This is a genomic window from Falsihalocynthiibacter arcticus (genome assembly GCF_000812665.2).
GTDB lineage: Bacteria > Pseudomonadota > Alphaproteobacteria > Rhodobacterales > Rhodobacteraceae > Falsihalocynthiibacter > Falsihalocynthiibacter arcticus.
The window spans coordinates 1437948-1456324 of the sequence record NZ_CP014327.1; the positions used below are offsets into that span (position 1 = coordinate 1437948).

Genomic DNA, 18377 nt, shown 5'->3' on the forward strand with positions numbered 1-18377 from the left:
TGCATTGTCGTTGTGATGCCTTTAAACAGTACCAAGTAAGGGAGTTCGTCAATCCCTTTGGAGCCTTGTAAAACGCGGAGCAATAATGGGCCACAGAAGCGGCTGCGTATCGCAGTTGTAGCGGAGTAAAAATCCGCCAGTTTGTGTCCTTCGTTTATTCGGAGGGCGGGAGATGTATTCTGTGGATATTTATAATCGTGTGCGCCGTGCTTGTTTGAAGGACGGGATGTCTACTCGAGAAGCGGCGCGTTATTTCAACAAGGATCGCAAAACGATAGCCAAGATGTTGCGGCATGAGCTCCCTCCTGGTTATCGGCGTTCAGAAGCCCCGCGTCGCCCAACGCTTGATGATTATGTTGGTGTCATCGATAATATACTGCGTACAGATAAGGCCCTGATCAAAAAGCAGCGCCACACCGCCAAGCGTATTTTTGAGCGTTTGAGGGATGAACACGGGTACGCGGGAAGCTTGACGACAGTGACCTATTACGTTCGCGAACAAAAGCGACGCACTAAAGAGGTGTTTGTACCGTTGTCGCATCGGCCAGGCCACGCGCAGGTTGATTTTGGTGAGACACTTGGCGTGATTGGTGGCGTGGAATGCAAGATCCATTTTTTTGTAATGAGCTTACCGCATTCTGATGCGGTGTTCGTTAAGGGATACCCTGCCGAGACGACGGAAGCATTCTGCGACGGCCATGTGTCCGCCTTTGCGTTCTTTGATGGTATTCCGCAGTCCATTCTCTACGACAACACCAAGATCGCCGTTGCGCGGATACTCGGGGACAGAACGCGTATTCGCACACGTCGGTTCACTGAGCTGCAATCCCATTACCTGTTCGATGACAAGTTCGGGCGACCAGCGCGAGGAAACGATAAAGGCAACGTTGAGGGCATGGTTGGATATACGCGTCGCAACTTCATGGTCCCTGCGCCGCGTTGTGACAGCTTTGATGATTTGAACGCCCATCTGGAAGCGAAGTGTTTAGCACGTCAGGACGATACTTTGCGCGGCCACACCCAAACCATAGGTCAACGTTTGGTATCCGATTTTGATGCGCTGATGGGGTTGCCCGTGGCGGAATATGAAGCCTGCGACCATGTCAACACACGGGCCACTTCGATCTCGATGGTGCGCTATCGCAGCAATGACTACTCGGTGCCGGTGGCTTATGCACACCACGATGTTCATGTGCGTGGGTTTGTACATGAGGTTATCATCGGCTGCGGTAACGAGATCGTTGCACGGCACAAACGATCCTACCTATCCGCGGATATGATCTTTGACCCGCTCCACTTCCTGCCCTTGATTGAGCAGAAGGTGGGGGCTTTGGATCAGGCAGCCCCTTTGCAGGGCTGGAATCTACCGGATGCCTTCGCCACCCTGCACCGACTGCTCGAAGCCAGAATGGGCAAACCGGGCAAGCGAGAATACGTTCAAGTTCTGCGCCTTTTGGAAACATTCGAGATGGACGTTGTGCAAGGCGCAATCCAGCATGCCATTGATCTGGGCGCTATTGGCTATGATGCCGTAAAACACCTTGTGCTATGCCGTATTGAGAAGCGGCCACCGCGATTGGATTTGGACTTCTACCCGTATTTGCCTAAGGCCAATGTCGGCACGACACGCCCATCCAGTTACATGAGCCTGCTGGGAGCCACGGCATGACAGATGCTCCCCAAATCCTTCTGCACCACCACCTCAAGAAGTTGCGCTTGCCAACGTTCCAAGGAGAGTACGCAAAACAAGCCCAAATCTGTGCTGCTGAGAATAAGGACCACATCCAATATCTGGCGCGTCTGTGCGAGATGGAGTTAATTGACCGCGAACGGCGGATGATCGAAAGGCGGATCAAAGCGGCGAAGTTCCCCAGCACCAAAAGCCTGGATAGTTTTGACTTCAAGATCATGCCCAGCTTGAACAAGCCACTGACGATGGACTTGGCTCGATGTGACTACGTGGATCGCAGAGAAAACATTATTGCCCTCGGCCCATCGGGAACGGGCAAGACCCACATAGCTTTAGGACTTGGATTAGCCGCGTGCCAAAGAGGGTTGAAAGTACGGTTCACGACGGCGGCAGCCTTGGTTCATGATCTGATAGAAGCCCAAGATGAGCTCCGATTGCAGCGCATGCAAAAGCAACTGACGAGCCAGAATCTGTTGATCATTGATGAATTAGGCTTCGTTCCTCTGAGTAAATCCGGCGCAGAATTGCTCTTTGAGGTGATCTCGCAGTGCTACGAACGTGGTTCCATCATCATAACCTCAAACCTGCCCTTTGATGAATGGACCGAAGTCTTTGGCTCAGAGCGGCTCACGGGAGCCTTGCTGGATCGTTTGACACATCACGTCCACATCCTTGAGATGAACGGCGAAAGCTATAGGCTCAAACACAGTCGTAAGAACCGCCAGTAGTCAAAACACATCAAGATCAGAACAATGTTGGCCCATGGGCCAACATGCGCTTTGGCACGCGTTAGCTATTTGGGGGCACGCGCACCAAAGCGCAGAATATCCGAGAACTCAGTGGACCAATTTTACGCCGCGATCTGGTCCCTTTTTACTCTGCGATTGACACCCAATTCTCCTTAGCGATTCCATTAAAGAATGTTGTGCGTCAAAAAGAGGCAATTGGCCAGGTATGGCGCAGCGAACTGAAATTCACCGTGTTTACACTCGAAAGACTAAGGAGTTGGCATCGCTCTACCCTTTTGTGTTTTCTGTTGAAAATGCGTTACGACACAGCGCTGCCGAACATTACAGTAATGTGTTTGGCGGTAATGCGTGGTGGACCATAATTAGGGACGCAGTAGACAATGGCAAAGATGAATCGGATTTTTCGCCCAACAGGGCTGGAAATAAAACAATTAAGGGTACTGCAGTAACGCCCAAATTCGTCAAACAACTGTTCTACAACTTCAGTAATCTATCCTCTAGTCAGCGTCGTAGCATTCAAGGTGCGAATGTAGTGGATGAGATATACTTCTGCTTTCCGCTGGGTGGGTTAGTGTATCTAATCGAGGCAGACTGGAACCTGAGCAGAGGGATTTTTTGTGGTGATGAGCAGCTCAACCAGCCGTTAAACAAAAGAGATATGCTGAACTGGTTCAGAATTTTGTTAGCAGCTAGAAACGAACTATTTCATAGCAAGGCAATTGGCGACCTCGCAAAGGTGTCACGTGCATGTGAGGCAATACTAGACAAATTGGGATTTCACCTTGGCGACTTTGATGACTGCTTGGCGGCTACTCAATGTAAGCGAACATCTTCAGTGACCGCGCGGGCGAGTCGCCATGTGGTTCCACCATATGTATAAAGGAGACTAAGGTGTCAATTTGCGATTGTAGCTACTAAGCGCATCCGGTGGGGCTGGTGATGGGGCTGAAGTTTACAATATTTGTCTAATGAATTGATTTTAAACGATATAATTAAAATTATTGGTGCCCAGGAGAGGACTCGAACCTCCACGTCCATACAGACACCAGCACCTGAAGCTGGCGCGTCTACCATTCCGCCACCTGGGCAGGTGTCGTAGCCGTGGGATTAGCGGGGCGAAGGCGAGCTGTCAACGGAAATCGTGGGGATTTACGCTGCATTCATCCTGCGACGCGATACCCGCTTGTTCCGGTGCGTCTGGGAATGTATTGAGGGCAATAGAACTATTTTGTTGGAGGTCAACCATGTCTAAACTTGTCACTATTTACGGCGGATCCGGATTCGTTGGCCGCTACATTGCGCGCCGGATGGCTAAAGCTGGTTGGCGTGTGCGCGTTGCCGTGCGACGCCCCAACGAGGCGTTGTTTGTAAAGTCTTTTGGGGCCGTTGGTCAGGTTGAGCCTGTTTTGTGTAACGTGCGCGACGATGCTTCTGTTGCGGCGGTTATGCTTGGTGCTGATGCTGTTGTGAATTGCGTTGGCATCCTTGCAGAAACAAGCCGCAATAAGTTTGGCACGATTCACGCACAATCCGCAGGTCGAGTGGCGCGTATCGCAACCGAGCAAGGGGTTGCGTCTCTTGTGCATCTTTCTAGCATCGGTGCTGATTTAGAAGCCGCCTCGGAATACTCGCAGACCAAAGGGCAGGGCGAGGTTGAGGTGCTGGAGCATTTTCCGACAGCCACCATTTTGCGCCCTTCGGTTATTTTCGGTGCCGAGGATGGTTTCCTCAATAAATTCGCCTTCATGTCGCGGCTTGGACCGATCTTGCCACTCGTTGGCGCGACGACAAAGTTTCAGCCTGTTTTCGTGGATGACGTCGCGACCGCCGCGGAAGTGGCTATTCTGCAAGGAAAATCAGGTGTCTACGAACTTGGTGGACCGGACGTTTTGACTTTGCGCCTGATCGTCGAGAAGGTTCTCGCGGTTGTGCATCGTCGGCGTTTGATCGTGAACAAGCCCTTCTTTGCGGGCAGTATCGTTGCTGGTCTTTTGGATTTCACCCAAGCGGTGTCCCTTGGGCTTGTGCGCAACGGTATCTTGACGCGCGATCAAGTCAAAAGCTTGCGATCAGATAACATCGTTGAAGAGGGTGCGAAGGGTTTTTCCGACCTGAACATCACCCCGACAAATATGGATGCGATTATGCCGAGCTTCCTGTGGCGCTTTCGTCCCGATGGTCAGTTCGACGATATCCGCGATTCAGCGAAAAACCTCAAAGCTTAAGTGTAGGCAATCCAGAGGAGGCCAAGGCCCAGCCCTATGCGGTAAATCACGTAGGGCGTGAAGCTTGTGCTGCGCAAAAGGCGCATCATCAGGGTCAGTGCTAGAAGGGCTGTTACGAAGGAAAGCACCACGACAATCGCGCCGTCGAGGGCAACGGATGCGTCCGCGGTTTTTATAACTTCTAGGCCAGCGAGAGTGCCCGACGCAATGATCGTTGGGATCGACATGAGCATCGACAGTTTGGCACCATCTTGGCGGTTATACCCAAGCGCACGCGCGCCTGTTATTGTCGCGCCTGAACGCGATGTTCCGGGGATCAGGGCAACCGCTTGCCAGAGACCCATGATAATCGCATCGCGCAAATTCCAATCGCCGTCTGCCTTAGTGGTCGCCCCGCGTTGATCGGCAACATAAAGGACGATGCCAAAAACGAGCATGGTCCATCCAATAACCGTAATGCTGCGCATCGCGTCATCGAGGCCTGTGAGCTTTAGAATCAGTCCAATGATCACGACAGGAACAGTGGCCGCCGCGAGCAGGAAGCAGAGTTTCGCACCGGGTGCGTTGAGACGACCCATTAGCATGGGTATGAATCCGCGAAAGGCCAGCGCTACATCAGTTCGAAAATAGAGGATCACAGCAAAGAGTGTGCCGATATGTGCGGCCACATCTATGGCTTGGCCTTGGTCGGGAAGATTTAGAAGATTCGGTAAAAGAATCAAGTGACCCGAGGACGAAACCGGCAAAAACTCGGTGATACCTTGGATTATCGCCACAAGTACAAGATGATAGAAGCTCATGGTCTGTTTTCCCATTGAATCACGGGGGCAGTCTAAGCGCTGGAAAATAAAAGGAAAGTCGTATTTTAGGTAACTGATATTGACCTAAAATACGAATTGGTAGTGCTGAAAATGTTGCGCGACGACTATAAAACGGAATAAAGGTCAGCACAGCTGCCTTTTCATTTGAATCCCTTTTGCTTAAAAAAGGCGCTCGTGTCATTTCTTGGAGGCCTCGCCATGGCAAAACAGCCAATGCTAAAATTCATATCGCTTGAGCGGTCCATGCCCACGAAACGGGATGCCGACCAGCGCAGTCAAGATTTTCACGAAATCTATGCGGAATTTGCCAAAACAAAAGCGGCAGAGCAAAGTAGCCGGTGTAGCCAATGTGGTGTGCCGTTTTGCCAAAACCACTGTCCGTTGCACAACAATATTCCCGACTGGCTAAAGTTGACCGCCGAGGGGCGTTTGCAAGAGGCCTACGAGTTGTCGCAAGCCACCAATACTTTCCCTGAAATTTGCGGTCGCATTTGTCCGCAGGACCGTTTGTGTGAAGGTAACTGTGTGATTGAACAGTCTGGACACGGTACTGTTACTATTGGGGCCGTTGAGAAATATCTAACAGACACCGCTTGGGAAAATGGTTGGGTTCTGCCGATCCAGCCCAAAGCTGAGCGCGAAGAAAGTGTTGGAATTATTGGAGCTGGTCCGGGCGGTTTGGCCGCAGCGGATGTGCTCCGCCGTCAAGGTGTTCAAGTCACTATCTATGATCGTTATGACCGCGCCGGTGGCCTAATGACCTACGGCATCCCCGGATTCAAACTCGAAAAAGACGTTGTTGCAAAGCGCATTGCCCAGCTTGAAAACGCGGGCGTTCAATTTGTTTTGAACTGTAACGTGGGTGAAGACATCACGTTCCAAGCGATCCAAGGCCAACATGACTCAGTTTTGATTGCCACGGGCGTCTACAATTCCCGCGACTTCCAAGCCCCCGGTTCTGGAGCGGAAGGCGTTGTGCGCGCAATCGATTATTTGACCGCGTCTAACCGTAAAAGCTTCGGCGATATTGTGCCTGAATACGAAAGCGGCGAGTTGAATGCCTCGGGCAAACGCGTCGTTGTTGTTGGCGGTGGCGACACCGCGATGGACTGTGTGCGCACAGCCATTCGCCAAGGCGCAATGAGCGTGAAATGCCTGTATCGTCGTGACAAAGCCAACATGCCTGGAAGCCAACGCGAAGTTCAAAACGCCGAAGAAGAAGGTGTGGAATTTGTGTGGTTGTCGGCCCCCAAAGCCTTTGTTGGCGACAGCGTGGAAAGTGTTCTCGTTCAGAAAATGCGCCTTGGGAAACCCGATGCATCTGGACGTCAATCGCCTGAGTTGATCGAAGGTGCGGACTATGCCGAGCAAGCCGATCTTGTGGTCGCGGCGCTGGGCTTTACGCCAGAAGACCTGCCAACCCTCTGGGGAGAAGAGGCGCTTGAAGTGACGCGCTGGGGCACAATCAAAGCCGATTTTCGCACCCATGAAACCAGCATCCCTGGCGTCTATGCCGTTGGGGATATCGTGCGGGGCGCGAGCCTTGTTGTTTGGGCAATTAAGGATGGTCGCGACGCGGCCGAAAACATCCTTGAAACCTTTAATAGCGCCGCCGTTCTGGCCGCGGAGTAAGGCACTGTTGGGGCTGGTAGACAGAAACTGCCCTGCGCAGCTTCGGCTTTCTGAGCTAAGTAATTTATCAATGGAGGCATTGTTGTGACCCGTGAAAATTCGAATTTGACGACGACTAAATGTGCCAATCCTTGCCAAAAGAACGCGCCCAACGGGGCAAATTATGGAGAGAGAACATGACCAAGTTTGACCAAAACTGGAAAGCCGCCGAGGAGGCGAAACGCCAATGGATGGCTGAAAATGGCATGTACTCCGAGGAAGACGAGCATTCCTCCTGCGGGGTTGGCCTTGTGGTGTCCATTGACGGCAAGCCCTCGCGGTCTGTCGTTGACAATGGCATCAAAGCGTTGCGTGCGATTTGGCACCGTGGCGCTGTGGATGCGGACGGGAAAACTGGCGATGGCGCGGGTATTCACGTGCAAATCCCCACCACATTCTTTGAGGATCAAATCCGCCGCACAGGTCACGAACCCAAAGCTGGTCAACAGATCGCTGTGGGCATGGTGTTCTTGCCGCGCACCAACTTCGGGGCCCAAGAAACATGCCGCACAATCGTTGAAAGCGAAGTTCTGCGGATGGGCTACTACATCTATGGTTGGCGCCATGTTCCCGTAAATATTTCGTGTTTGGGTGAAAAAGCCAACACAACCCGCCCTGAGATTGAGCAGATTTTGATCAGCAACTCTAAGGGTGTTGATGAGGAAACCTTTGAGCGCGAGCTTTATGTTATCCGTCGTCGGATCGAAAAAGCGGCCCTCGCGGCGCAGGTTCCATCGCTCTATATTTGCTCGCTGTCCTGTCGGTCTGTGATCTACAAAGGCATGATGTTGGCGGAGCAAGTCAGCGTGTTTTACCCCGATCTTGAAGACACCCGTTTTGAGAGTGCCTTCGCGATTTACCATCAACGGTATTCGACCAATACATTCCCCCAATGGTGGTTGGCACAGCCGTTCCGCATGCTTGCGCACAATGGCGAAATCAACACGCTTCGGGGCAACGTCAACTGGATGAAAAGCCACGAAATCCGCATGGCGTCGAGTGCCTTTGGCGATATGGCCGAAGATATTAAGCCGATCATTCCCGCTGGATCGTCGGATTCCGCCGCCCTTGATTCCGTGTTTGAGGTTATGGTCCGTGCAGGGCGCAATGCGCCGATGGCCAAAACAATGTTGATTCCAGAAAGCTGGAGCCAACAGGCGATTGAGTTGCCCGACGCGTGGCGCGATATGTATTCCTATTGCAACTCCGTTATGGAGCCATGGGACGGCCCCGCCGCGCTTGCAATGACCGATGGCCGCTGGGTTTGCGCTGGTTTGGATCGCAACGGTTTGCGGCCCATGCGCTATGTGGTGACAGGAGATGGCCTTTTGATTGCTGGCTCCGAGGCTGGCATGATTCCGATTGACGAGGCAAGTGTTGTCGAAAAAGGCGCTTTGGGGCCGGGTCAAATCATTGCCGTCGATATGCAAGACGGGCTTTTGTACCACGATACCGCGATCAAAGATCAGCTCGCTGCAAGCCAGCCTTTCGGCGAATGGGTACAGAAAATCACCAACATGGAAGACGAACTTGCGCACAAAACCGAGGTGGCTGTTTTTGCGGGTGCAGACCTGCGCAAGCGTCAAATCGCAGCGGGGTATACCATTGAGGAGTTGGAGCAAATTCTTCAACCTATGGCCGAAGATGCCAAAGAAGCGATTGCCTCAATGGGCGATGACACCCCGAGTGCCGTTCTGTCCGAGAAATACCGTCCGTTAAGCCATTTCTTCCGTCAAAACTTCTCGCAAGTGACAAACCCGCCGATTGATTCCCTGCGCGAGTATCGCGTAATGAGCCTCAAAACGCGGTTTGGAAATCTCAAAAACGTGTTGGACGAAGACTCCAGCCAGACCGAGATTTTGGTGCTCGACAGCCCGTTCTTGGGCAACGCACAATTTGACGGTTTGATTGAACATCTGGGCAAAGACGTCGTGGTGATCGATTGTACTTTCCCTGTGAATGCTGGGGCAAATGCGTTGAGCGCAGGCCTGACTCGTATTCGCGCCGAAGCTGAAGACGCTGTGCGGTCAGGTGGCGCGCATATCGTTCTTTCGGATATGGCCCAAGGCGAAGCCCGCGTGGCAATGCCGATGATCCTCGCAACATCTGCGGTCCATTCTGGTCTGACTCGTAAGGGCCTTCGGACATTCTGTTCGATCTCGGTGCGGTCGGCAGAGTGTATCGATCCGCACTATTTCGCCGTTCTTATCGGCTGTGGAGCGACCGTCGTGAACGCGTATCTGGCCGAGGATTCCCTTGCTGATCGCATTGAGCGCGACCTGATTGATTGCTCTCTTTCCGAGGCAGTTGCACGCTATCGCGGTGCAATTGATGCGGGACTTCTTAAGATTATGGCCAAGATGGGGATCTCGGTCATTTCCTCCTATCGGGGCGGATTGAATTTTGAAGCTGTGGGCCTTTCACGCGCTATGGTTGCCGAGTTTTTCCCCGGTCTGACAAGTCGGATCTCTGGAATTGGTGTGTCGGGCATTCAGCATAAATCTGAAAAGGTCCATGCTTTGGGCTGGCTTGGTGGCAGCGACATCTTGCCAATCGGTGGTTTTTACAAAGCCCGTGCAAGCGGTGAAACCCACGCTTGGGAAGCGCAAAGCATGCACATGCTTCAGGCCGCTTGTGCGCGGGCGTCCTATGAAATTTGGCAACAGTATTCCGCCAAAATGCGGTCCAACCCCCCGATCCACTTGCGCGATCTCTTGGCAATTCAGCCGATGGGCGCAGCGATTCCGATTGAGGAAGTCGAAAGCATTACCGCTATTCGTAAGCGCTTTGTTACACCGGGTATGTCCCTTGGTGCACTAAGCCCTGAGGCCCACAAAACCCTCAATGTCGCGATGAACCGTATCGGAGCTAAATCGGATTCGGGCGAGGGTGGCGAAGATCCAGCGCACTTTGTTCCTGAGGCAAATGGCGACAATCCCTCTGCGAAGATCAAACAGGTGGCGTCGGGTCGTTTCGGTGTAACAGCCGAATATTTGAACCAATGCGAAGAGCTTGAAATCAAAGTTGCGCAGGGCGCAAAGCCGGGCGAGGGCGGCCAATTGCCGGGCATGAAAGTGACCGACCTTATTGCGCGCTTGCGTCACTCGACAAAAGGCGTGACCCTGATTTCGCCGCCGCCACACCACGATATCTATTCCATCGAGGATTTGGCACAACTGATCTACGACCTCAAGCAAATCAACCCACGCTGCAAAGTAACTGTGAAACTGGTTGCGGCATCGGGTGTTGGGACAATTGCGGCAGGTGTTGCTAAAGCCAAAGCCGATATCATCCTGATTTCGGGTCACAATGGCGGCACGGGCGCTTCACCTGCGACCTCGATCAAATATGCGGGTTTGCCGTGGGAAATGGGCCTTACTGAGGCGCACCAAGTTCTTGCGATGAACAACCTGCGCGAGCGGGTAACTTTGCGCACCGATGGCGGACTTCGCACCGGGCGTGACGTGGTTATGGCCGCGATGATGGGTGCCGAAGAATACGGTATCGGCACCGCGGCCTTGATTGCGATGGGCTGTATTATGGTGCGTCAATGCCAGTCGAATACCTGTCCTGTTGGTGTCTGTACCCAAGACGAAGACCTGCGTAAGAAATTCGATGGAACGGCGGATAAGGTCGTGAACCTCATCACATTCTACGCCCAAGAAGTGCGCGAAATCCTCGCGAGCATCGGGGCGCGCAGCATGGATGAAGTGATTGGTCGCGCGGATTTGCTCTCGCAGGTTTCTCGTGGGTCCGCGCATCTTGATGATCTCGATCTTAACCCCCTGTTGATCACGGTCGATGGGGCGTCGCAGATTGTCTATGATCGCAACAAACCGCGCAACTTCGTACCTGATACATTGGACGCTGAAATCGTAAAAGATGCCGCGCGCTTCTTGAACGATGGCGAAAAAATGCAGCTTCAATATGCGGTTCAAAACACTGACCGTACCATTGGGACACGCACGTCGAGCCACATTGTCCAAAACTTTGGTATGCGCAATTCTCTGCAAGAGGATCACCTGACGATCAAACTCAACGGCTCCGCTGGGCAATCACTGGGTGCTTTTGCGGCACCGGGCCTCAAGATCGAGGTGTCTGGCGATGCCAACGACTATGTCGGCAAGGGCCTGTCGGGCGGGATTATCATCGTGCGTCCGCCAATGAACAGTCCGCTCGAAGCGTCGCAAAATACCATCATTGGCAACACCGTCCTTTACGGTGCCACCGCCGGATATCTTTTCGCGGCTGGTCGCGCGGGCGAGCGTTTTGCGGTTCGCAATTCGGGTGCCAAGGTTGTTGTCGAAGGCTGTGGGGCGTCCGGTTGTGAATATATGACCGGTGGCGTAGCCGTCATTCTAGGCAAGATCGGCGCGAACTTTGGCGCGGGTATGTCGGGTGGTATGGCCTATGTTTACGATCCCGACGGCATTGCGGAATCGCTGATGAATATGGAGACACTCGTGACCTGTCCCGTGACCGTTGAGTATTGGCAGGATCAACTCAAGGCGCTGATCGAACGTCATGTTAAGGAAACGGGCAGCCAAAAAGGTGCGGATATTTTGCAGCATTGGGAGCTTGAGAAAACGAGATTCCTGCAGATTTGCCCCAAAGAGATGTTGGTTCATATCCCGCACCCTTTGAGTGATGAATCGAGCGCAGCAATCGCCTAAATGCGACACTAGAATAAAAAAAGCCGGGCCATCATGCTCGGCTTTTTTGTGCGTATGACTTGACCATTTTGATTGTGCATGCTCAGTGTCTTTTGTGGTCAGAAAAGCAAAAAAGAAACCAGTCAAACGGGCAGCATCCAAGCCCGAGACCCGTGAGAAGCAGGTGGAAAAAGCCATGCGCGATTCGGGGCCACGGTTTCAACCCGTTCAATTTGTCCGCCGTTGGATACGCCGCGCTGTATTTGCGGTTCTAGGTTTCTTGGCCTTTGGGGTGATTGTCTATTCCGTCATTAGCCCGCCGACGACACCGTATATTTTGTCCGAAGCGCGACGGCTTGGTGGCATTGATCGAGCATGGATTGCTATCGAAAATGTCTCCCCGCATATGGCGCGCAGTGTCGTCGCGGCCGAAGACGCAAACTTCTGCAATCATTGGGGGTTTGATATGACGGCGATCCGCGCAGCACTGGATTCAGGCAGCACGCGGGGCGCGTCGACGATTTCACAACAAGTGGTGAAAAATGTTTATCTTTGGCACGGGAGAAGCTGGGTTCGCAAAGTTCTCGAAGCGGGCTTGACCCCCGCAGTTGAGGCCGTGTGGACCAAGAAACGCATCGTCGAAGTTTACTTGAATATAGCCGAGTTTGACGAAGGTGTTTTTGGCGTGGACGCCGCCGCCCATCACTACTTCGGGAAAACGCCTTCGGAGTTGACGGCAACTCAGGCGAGCCTCCTTGCGGCTGTCCTTCCTAACCCCAAAGGGCGTTCGGCGAGCAAGCCCACAACTTGGCTTAGCAAACATGCGCGCAGTATCGCCGACGGAGCCGCGACAATCAAAGCAGACGGTCGCTCTGCGTGTTTCGAAGGTTGAATTTTGGACAGATTCACGGCAGTTAAGGGGGAAACCATCTTGAGTGACCTATTATGATCCGACTATTCCATTCCCCGCTCTCGCCTTTTTGCCGCAAGGTACGCCTAAGCTTGGCCGAAAAAAAACTTGAAGTAGAGTTGGTCGAAGAAAGATACTGGGAAAAGGACGGCGAGTTTTTGCGCCGCAACCCCGCAGCCAAGGTGCCGGTTCTAAAAATGGACGGGATGATGATGGCCGAGAGTTCAGCAATTTGCGAGTATATTGAAGAGACCCACCCAACGCCGAGCCTTTTACCAAAGGGTGCCGTGGAGCGGTTTGAAGTGCGTCGGATGGTGAGTTGGTTCGATGATAAATTCCATCATGAAGTCACCTCAAAGTTGCTGTATGAGCGGGTCAATAAAAAGGTCATGGCGCAAGGCTATCCGGACAGTGCTAACGTAAAGGCAGGCGCGCGCAATATTAAGTATCACCTCGACTACATGGGGTGGATATTGGACCAACGGCGCTGGCTCGCAGGGGATGCCATGTCCCTCGCAGACTTCGCGGCGGCGGCACATTTGTCTGCATTAGACTATATTTCGGACGTCGACTGGAATCGGAATGACAACGTAAAAACGTGGTATGCAAAGATTAAGTCGCGGCCCGCATTTCGCAGTATTCTCGCCGACCAAGTGCCAGGTTTTCCGCCACCCGCACATTACACGGACCTTGATTTTTGAGCGCCCTGCTCAAAGAAAAACTTACTGCGCAAACCAAGATCGAAGGGTTCGCCCAAATGGGCGTTTGCCGCCCGGATTCGATCCCTGAAATCGCCGCGCGATTGGAAGCATTCGTCAGCAAGGAACGCCATGGGCAAATGAGCTGGATGGCGGAGCGCATGCATTGGCGGGGCGCCCCAGATGCCCTTTGGCCTGAGGCGAAAAGCGTCATTATGTTGGCGGAACCCTATACCCAGACGCATGATCCGCGCCATGTTTTGAGCAAGCGTGATTGCGGTGCGATTAGTGTCTATGCACAAAATCGCGACTACCATGATATTGTTAAAAAGCGGCTCAAACGTGTGGGAAGGTGGCTTTTGGAGCAGGATCCCGACGCCCAAATCAAGGTGTTTGTCGATACGGCCCCTGTTATGGAAAAGCCGCTCGCAGCCTCTGCGGGGCTGGGTTGGCAAGGGAAACACACCAATCTTCTGTCCCGTGATCTTGGGAGTTGGTTTTTTCTAGGCGCTATCTTTACAACGATTGAGCTACCTGTGGATTCCCCCGCGCGTGAAAACTGTGGCTCGTGCACGTCCTGTCTTGATGCTTGCCCGACCAAGGCCTTTCCCGCGCCTTTCCAACTGGATGCGCGGCGCTGCATTTCCTATCTGACCATTGAACATCACGGACCCGTGGACGAAGAACTTCGCGCCCTCATGGGCAACCATATCTATGGCTGTGATGATTGCCTTGCGGCGTGCCCTTGGAATAAATTTGCAGTCGAGGCGCAGGAGCTTCGTTACGCCGCCAAGGACGATCTGATTGCCCCTCCATTGGACGTACTCGTGACGCTCACCGACACGCAATTTCGGGAAAAATTTTCCGGCTCACCTATTAAGCGGATAGGGCGTAATAGGTTCATTCGCAATGTTCTCTATGCCATCGGGAATAGCGGAGAAACGCGCTTTCGGCCAGCAATAGAGCCACTTTTATCGGACGATGACGCGGTAGTTCGGGATGCTGCAATCTGGGCCAAAGCGCGGCTTTCCATGGTCAGCTAATTCCCCTATCAATTAATCATGGAACACTTCTCAGGGATATTTTTTAAAATTGCGTCAGTCACAATGTTCGTGGCTATGGCTTCGTGTTTAAAGGCGACCAATGGGACGGTCCCCTCAGGGGAACTCGTGTTCTTTCGCTCCTTTTTCGCTCTACCCGTTATTCTTGTATGGTTAATCTGGCAAAAGAAATTATCGACCGGTCTGACCGTCAAAAGCCCGATGGGGCATGTTTGGCGCGGTCTTGTTGGTACGACAGCGATGGGGTTGAGTTTCGCGGGGCTTACCCTGCTTCCTCTCCCTGAATTTACTGCGATCGGGTATACGGCCCCCTTTTGGTGGTCATTTTTGCGGCAATGTTTCTGGGCGAACAGGTCGGTATTTTTCGTTTGTCCGCTGTTTTCGTTGGAATGGTTGGAGTTATGATTGTTCTTTCGCCACGGTTTTCGACCTTGGGGAATGGCCTTGCAGAGAAGGAGGCGCTCGGTGCGCTTCTGGTTCTCATGGGGGCGTGTTTTGCAGCTCTAGCACAGGTGTTTATTCGGAAATTGGTTCGGACCGAGCGCACGAGTGCAGTGGTCTTTTGGTTCTCGATTACCGCCACAATTCTGTCGCTTTTTACGATTCCGTTTGGGTGGGTTTGGCCCAGTGCATGGAGCCTCGTCTTCCTTGTTCTCGCGGGTATTCTTGGCGGGTTCGGTCAGATATTCCTCACCTCCAGTTACCGCTTGTCTGATGCATCTCTTGTGGCTCCCTTTGAGTATTCATCGATGATAATGGCGCTGCTTGTCGGGTATTTTTTGTTTGACGAAGTGCCAACGACCATCATGCTCTCTGGTGCTGGCTTGGTTATGGCGGCGGGGGTCGCGATTATCCTTCGAGAGCGGCATCTTGGTTTGAAACGTGCCCAGCAGCGCAAAGTTACGGGCCCGCTTTAATCCTCAGGACAATTGACAGAGTATCCGGCATGACTTACTCGGCACCCAAGGGTGAGGCCCCTGCCGCTCGCTGATTCGTCATTGGTGAAGTCCTCTTTAATCCCGCCGTTTCTTTCATCAGATGGGAATGTGGCAATGCGAGCGCCCCGATTTTCCCGTGATCTGAATGAAAAGGACCGCGAAATGTCCCCCGAATTTCCCTATCTAGCTGACTTGAAAAAGCAGGCCAAAGCAATGCGTACGACGCGGGAAATATCTCATAGCCGTGCTCTCGAAGAAATTGCCAAACGATATGGATATCGCGATTGGAATACACTGGTCGCGTCCGCCGGCCCCCAGCCCCCCGTTCAGGTTGGGCAGCGCGTATCAGGGCTTTATCTTCAGGTGCCTTTCTCGGGGAAAGTACTGTCGCTAAAATCAGAAAATGCGGGTCTATTCCGCGTGAATATTGAGTTTGATGCCCTGATTGACGTGGTTATTTTTGACAGTTTCTCCAATTGGAAGAACCGTGCGAATAAAATTATCAACACGAATGGTGTTTCTGTCGATAGAACTACGAATGGCCATCCGCACATGGTCGTGTCCCTGTAACTGGGTCGAAACAGGAGTATTTATGACGTCCACTATTCATGTAAAGAACCCGTTTTTGACCGACCCACTTGGAGTTGTTTTTGCCCGAACTGCATTTCCAATTATCCTTGTGATGGTCATCAACGGATCCTTTGCCACGATTGATGCGTATTTTCTCGGGCGCTATGTTGGGGCCGAAGCTCTGACTGCTGTCACGTTGATGTTTCCGATTTTCATGTTTGTTGTTGCTCTTTCAACTCTTGTCGCAGCAGGGTTTTCCAGCGTTCTAGCGCGCCAATTGGGCGCCGGCGACACGTTCGAAGCTGGTCGCAGTTACGTGCAGGCCTCGCTCCTCACAACGTTGTTTTGCGTATTATTAGTCTCTATTTTTCAAGCATTCGGTCGGGATTTGGTCGCCTGGGCTGCGAATGGTTCTGCGGAGCTAGCACGCCATGGGTACACGTATATTTCCCTCTCGATCCATTGGTCACCCTTGGTGTTTTTCCTGTCAATCAATACGGATTCCTTACGGGCAGAGGGGCGTATGGCGGCGATGGCGTTGATTTCTGTCCTGTCCGCACTGCTCAATATTCTGTTCGATTACATCTTTGTTGCAGAGCTTGAGATGGGCGTCGCGGGGTCTGCATGGGGATCAATTGTGCCTCAAATGCTGGCGATTGCCGCGATTTTCGCCTATCGAGCGAAGGTCGGCTGGAGTTTTGAAGTTTCGCGCCAAAGCTTTACTCCCTCCCCCCATTTATGGCGCACGTTTCTGGCTTTGGGTGCGCCAGCAAGCCTCGGTTATATCGGCTTTGCGCTTAGTGCCGGAATTACGATTCTCCTGCTGCAAATTTGGTCCGTCGATTACCAAGCCATCGCGGGTGCGTATGGTATTTCGACACGGGTCATGACGTTTGTGTTTATGCCAATCTTGGGATTGTCGTTTGCGACCCAGACGATTGTGGGAAATAATTTCGGGGCAGGGAAGCCGGAACGTGCGCGGGCCGCTCTGCGTGTGTCGATGATCTGTGCGGGGGTCTATTGCGCAGGGTTTCAGGCGTGTTTGTATCTGTTTCGCTCGGAAATCGGTGGAATATTCGTGACTGATGCTGCAACAGTTCACGAGTTTGCACGCATTCTGCCTTTCGCAACGCTCACGCTTTTTCTTTTCGGGCCACAAATGATGGTGGGAATGTATTTTCAAGCCATCGGGGACGCGCGGCGTGCCGCACTGCTCAACCTTTCGCGCACGTATATTTTCGGGATTCCGCTATTGGTTCTCATGCCGAGCTTGGTTGGGGAAATTGGGATTTGGATATCTGGCGCTGTTGCCGAGGTTTTTGTCCTTCTGTTGACGCTCGTGGTTTTAAAGCGAACAGGGGTGTTAAAAGGCTCTAATACGGCGAAATTCGCATAAAAAAATGGCGCCCGATCACTCGGACGCCGAATTCTTATTGTCACACAGCTTAGCTTAAACGCGGACGAGTTTTTCGTAGCTTTCCGAAATATCACGTGCAAGTGCACCGACTTCGAAATTGTAGGCGCCAATTTGCCCCACGGGCGTTACTTCCGCCGCAGTACCTGTGAGCCAGCATTGCTCAAAGCCTTCGAGCTCTTCCACATTGATGTGCCGCTCATGAACCTTGATGCCTTTTTCGCCCAGCATTGTGATGACTGTTTGGCGGGTCAATCCGTTGAGGAAGCAATCAGGCAAGGGTGTGTGAACTTCGCCGTCTTTGACAAAGAAAAGATTGGCGCCGGTCGCTTCGGCAACATAGCCGCGGTAATCGAACATCATCGCATCGGAGCAGCCTTTGGCTTCGGCGGCGTGTTTTGACATTGTGCAGATCATATAAAGGCCGGCTGCTTTTGCGAAGCAAGGGATCGTTTCCGGGCTTGGACGCTTCCATTTGGAGATGTCCAGTTTCGCACCTTTATATTTTGCGTCACCGTAGTAGTTGCCCCATTCCCACGCCGCGATTGCTAGGCGGACAGGATTGCGCGCGGAGGCGACACCCATATCCGGACCTGCGCCGCGCCATGCGATCGCGCGCACATATGCGTCAGTGAGGCCGTTGGCTTTCATCGTTTCGTATTTTGCGGTTTCGATTTCTTCAACGGTAAAGGGAATTTCGAAATCGATATATTCAGCGGATTTGCGCAGGCGAACCGAGTGATCCATGCTGCGGAAAATCTTGCCGTTATAGGCACGCTCGCCCTCGAATACGGAGGACGCATAATGCAAACCATGGGTCAAAAGGTGGACTTTTGCGTCGCGCCATTCGACAAGTTTTCCGTCCATCCAGATCTTTCCGTCGCGGTCATCATATCCAGTGGTCATTTGGTCTCTCCTCGAATTTTGCCGTGCTGCGCGGCTGATTTTTCATAAGTTGCGCAAGTAATGACCGTTTCG

At 52.6% G+C, this 18377-nt stretch carries 13 protein-coding genes, 1 tRNA gene and 1 pseudogene; 12 read left to right on the forward strand and 3 right to left on the reverse strand.

Annotation, left to right across the window (positions count from 1 at the left end; all coding sequences use genetic code 11):
• The first annotated feature begins 172 nt into the window (after positions 1-172).
• The 3 genes from istA to RC74_RS07135 all read left to right on the forward strand — a co-directional run bounded on the left by istA (position 173) and on the right by RC74_RS07135 (position 3319).
• Positions 173-1669: an IS21 family transposase gene (gene istA, locus RC74_RS07125; protein WP_062628125.1), complete on the forward strand. Its 1497-nt coding sequence runs from the start codon at positions 173-175 to the stop codon at positions 1667-1669.
• A complete protein-coding gene (gene istB, locus RC74_RS07130) occupies positions 1666-2418 on the forward strand; it encodes an IS21-like element helper ATPase IstB (protein ID WP_062628126.1) in 753 nt (250 codons plus the stop codon). Before istA ends, istB begins: the two co-directional genes overlap by 4 nt.
• 226 nt (positions 2419-2644) lie before the next feature.
• A complete protein-coding gene (locus RC74_RS07135; protein WP_039003253.1) occupies positions 2645-3319 on the forward strand; it encodes a hypothetical protein in 675 nt (224 codons plus the stop codon).
• Between the two features lie 122 nt (positions 3320-3441).
• Here RC74_RS07135 and RC74_RS07140 read toward each other — a convergent pair.
• Positions 3442-3527, reverse strand: a tRNA-Leu gene (locus tag RC74_RS07140).
• Positions 3528-3683: 156 nt separating this feature from the next.
• On the opposite strand from RC74_RS07140, the gene RC74_RS07145 reads away from it, so the two are divergent.
• A complete protein-coding gene (locus tag RC74_RS07145) occupies positions 3684-4664 on the forward strand; it encodes a complex I NDUFA9 subunit family protein (protein WP_039003252.1) in 981 nt (326 codons plus the stop codon).
• Here RC74_RS07145 and RC74_RS07150 read toward each other — a convergent pair.
• Complete coding sequence (locus RC74_RS07150) at positions 4661-5464, reverse strand: undecaprenyl-diphosphate phosphatase (RefSeq protein WP_039003251.1); 804 nt, start codon at positions 5462-5464, stop codon at positions 4661-4663. The genes RC74_RS07145 and RC74_RS07150 overlap by 4 nt on opposite strands.
• Before the next feature lie 219 nt (positions 5465-5683).
• Here RC74_RS07150 and RC74_RS07155 point away from each other — a divergent pair, with 219 nt between their 5' ends.
• The 8 genes and pseudogenes from RC74_RS07155 (at position 5684) to RC74_RS07190 (ending at position 17381) form a co-directional block, all read left to right on the forward strand.
• The gene (locus tag RC74_RS07155; protein WP_039003250.1) at positions 5684-7117 is read left to right on the forward strand and encodes an NAD(P)-dependent oxidoreductase; all 1434 of its coding nucleotides are present in this window, start codon (positions 5684-5686) and stop codon (positions 7115-7117) included.
• A gap of 176 nt (positions 7118-7293) precedes the next feature.
• A complete protein-coding gene (gene gltB, locus RC74_RS07160; RefSeq protein ID WP_039003249.1) occupies positions 7294-11829 on the forward strand; it encodes a glutamate synthase large subunit in 4536 nt (1511 codons plus the stop codon).
• A gap of 175 nt (positions 11830-12004) precedes the next feature.
• Positions 12005-12700, forward strand: a complete 696-nt coding sequence (mtgA, locus tag RC74_RS07165; RefSeq protein ID WP_082802409.1) for a monofunctional biosynthetic peptidoglycan transglycosylase — start codon at positions 12005-12007, stop codon at positions 12698-12700.
• 53 nt (positions 12701-12753) lie between these two features.
• Positions 12754-13419: an FtsZ-binding protein FzlA gene (gene fzlA / locus RC74_RS07170; protein WP_039003248.1), complete on the forward strand. Its 666-nt coding sequence runs from the start codon at positions 12754-12756 to the stop codon at positions 13417-13419.
• Positions 13420-13475: 56 nt separating this feature from the next.
• The gene (gene queG, locus RC74_RS07175) at positions 13476-14459 is read left to right on the forward strand and encodes a tRNA epoxyqueuosine(34) reductase QueG (RefSeq protein WP_052274948.1); all 984 of its coding nucleotides are present in this window, start codon (positions 13476-13478) and stop codon (positions 14457-14459) included.
• A gap of 18 nt (positions 14460-14477) precedes the next feature.
• Positions 14478-15394: pseudogene (locus tag RC74_RS07180) on the forward strand (DMT family transporter).
• Positions 15395-15577: 183 nt separating this feature from the next.
• Positions 15578-15985, forward strand: coding sequence for a glyoxalase superfamily protein (locus RC74_RS07185; RefSeq protein ID WP_039003262.1), 408 nt, complete (start codon positions 15578-15580; stop codon positions 15983-15985).
• A gap of 22 nt (positions 15986-16007) precedes the next feature.
• The gene (locus RC74_RS07190; RefSeq protein WP_052274945.1) at positions 16008-17381 is read left to right on the forward strand and encodes an MATE family efflux transporter; all 1374 of its coding nucleotides are present in this window, start codon (positions 16008-16010) and stop codon (positions 17379-17381) included.
• A 54-nt stretch (positions 17382-17435) separates the two neighbouring features.
• Here the strand turns inward: RC74_RS07190 and RC74_RS07195 are convergent, their stop codons facing one another.
• Positions 17436-18305 carry a branched-chain amino acid aminotransferase gene (locus RC74_RS07195; protein WP_039003245.1) on the reverse strand — a complete coding sequence of 290 codons (870 nt, stop codon included), beginning with the start codon at positions 18303-18305 and terminating at the stop codon, positions 17436-17438.
• Positions 18306-18377 lie beyond the last annotated feature (72 nt).

Coding starts and splice junctions, on each gene's coding strand:
- gltB (WP_039003249.1), top strand. CDS start 7,294: ATGACCAAGTTTGACCAAAACTGGAAAGCCGCCGAGGAGGCGAAACGC.
- RC74_RS07195 (WP_039003245.1), bottom strand. CDS start 18,305: ATGACCACTGGATATGATGACCGCGACGGAAAGATCTGGATGGACGGA.
- RC74_RS07190 (WP_052274945.1), top strand. CDS start 16,008: ATGACGTCCACTATTCATGTAAAGAACCCGTTTTTGACCGACCCACTT.
- istA (WP_062628125.1), top strand. CDS start 173: ATGTATTCTGTGGATATTTATAATCGTGTGCGCCGTGCTTGTTTGAAG.
- RC74_RS07155 (WP_039003250.1), top strand. CDS start 5,684: ATGGCAAAACAGCCAATGCTAAAATTCATATCGCTTGAGCGGTCCATG.
- queG (WP_052274948.1), top strand. CDS start 13,476: ATGGGCGTTTGCCGCCCGGATTCGATCCCTGAAATCGCCGCGCGATTG.
- RC74_RS07150 (WP_039003251.1), bottom strand. CDS start 5,464: ATGAGCTTCTATCATCTTGTACTTGTGGCGATAATCCAAGGTATCACC.
- RC74_RS07145 (WP_039003252.1), top strand. CDS start 3,684: ATGTCTAAACTTGTCACTATTTACGGCGGATCCGGATTCGTTGGCCGC.
- RC74_RS07185 (WP_039003262.1), top strand. CDS start 15,578: ATGTCCCCCGAATTTCCCTATCTAGCTGACTTGAAAAAGCAGGCCAAA.
- RC74_RS07135 (WP_039003253.1), top strand. CDS start 2,645: ATGGCGCAGCGAACTGAAATTCACCGTGTTTACACTCGAAAGACTAAG.
- mtgA (WP_082802409.1), top strand. CDS start 12,005: ATGCGCGATTCGGGGCCACGGTTTCAACCCGTTCAATTTGTCCGCCGT.
- istB (WP_062628126.1), top strand. CDS start 1,666: ATGACAGATGCTCCCCAAATCCTTCTGCACCACCACCTCAAGAAGTTG.
- fzlA (WP_039003248.1), top strand. CDS start 12,754: ATGATCCGACTATTCCATTCCCCGCTCTCGCCTTTTTGCCGCAAGGTA.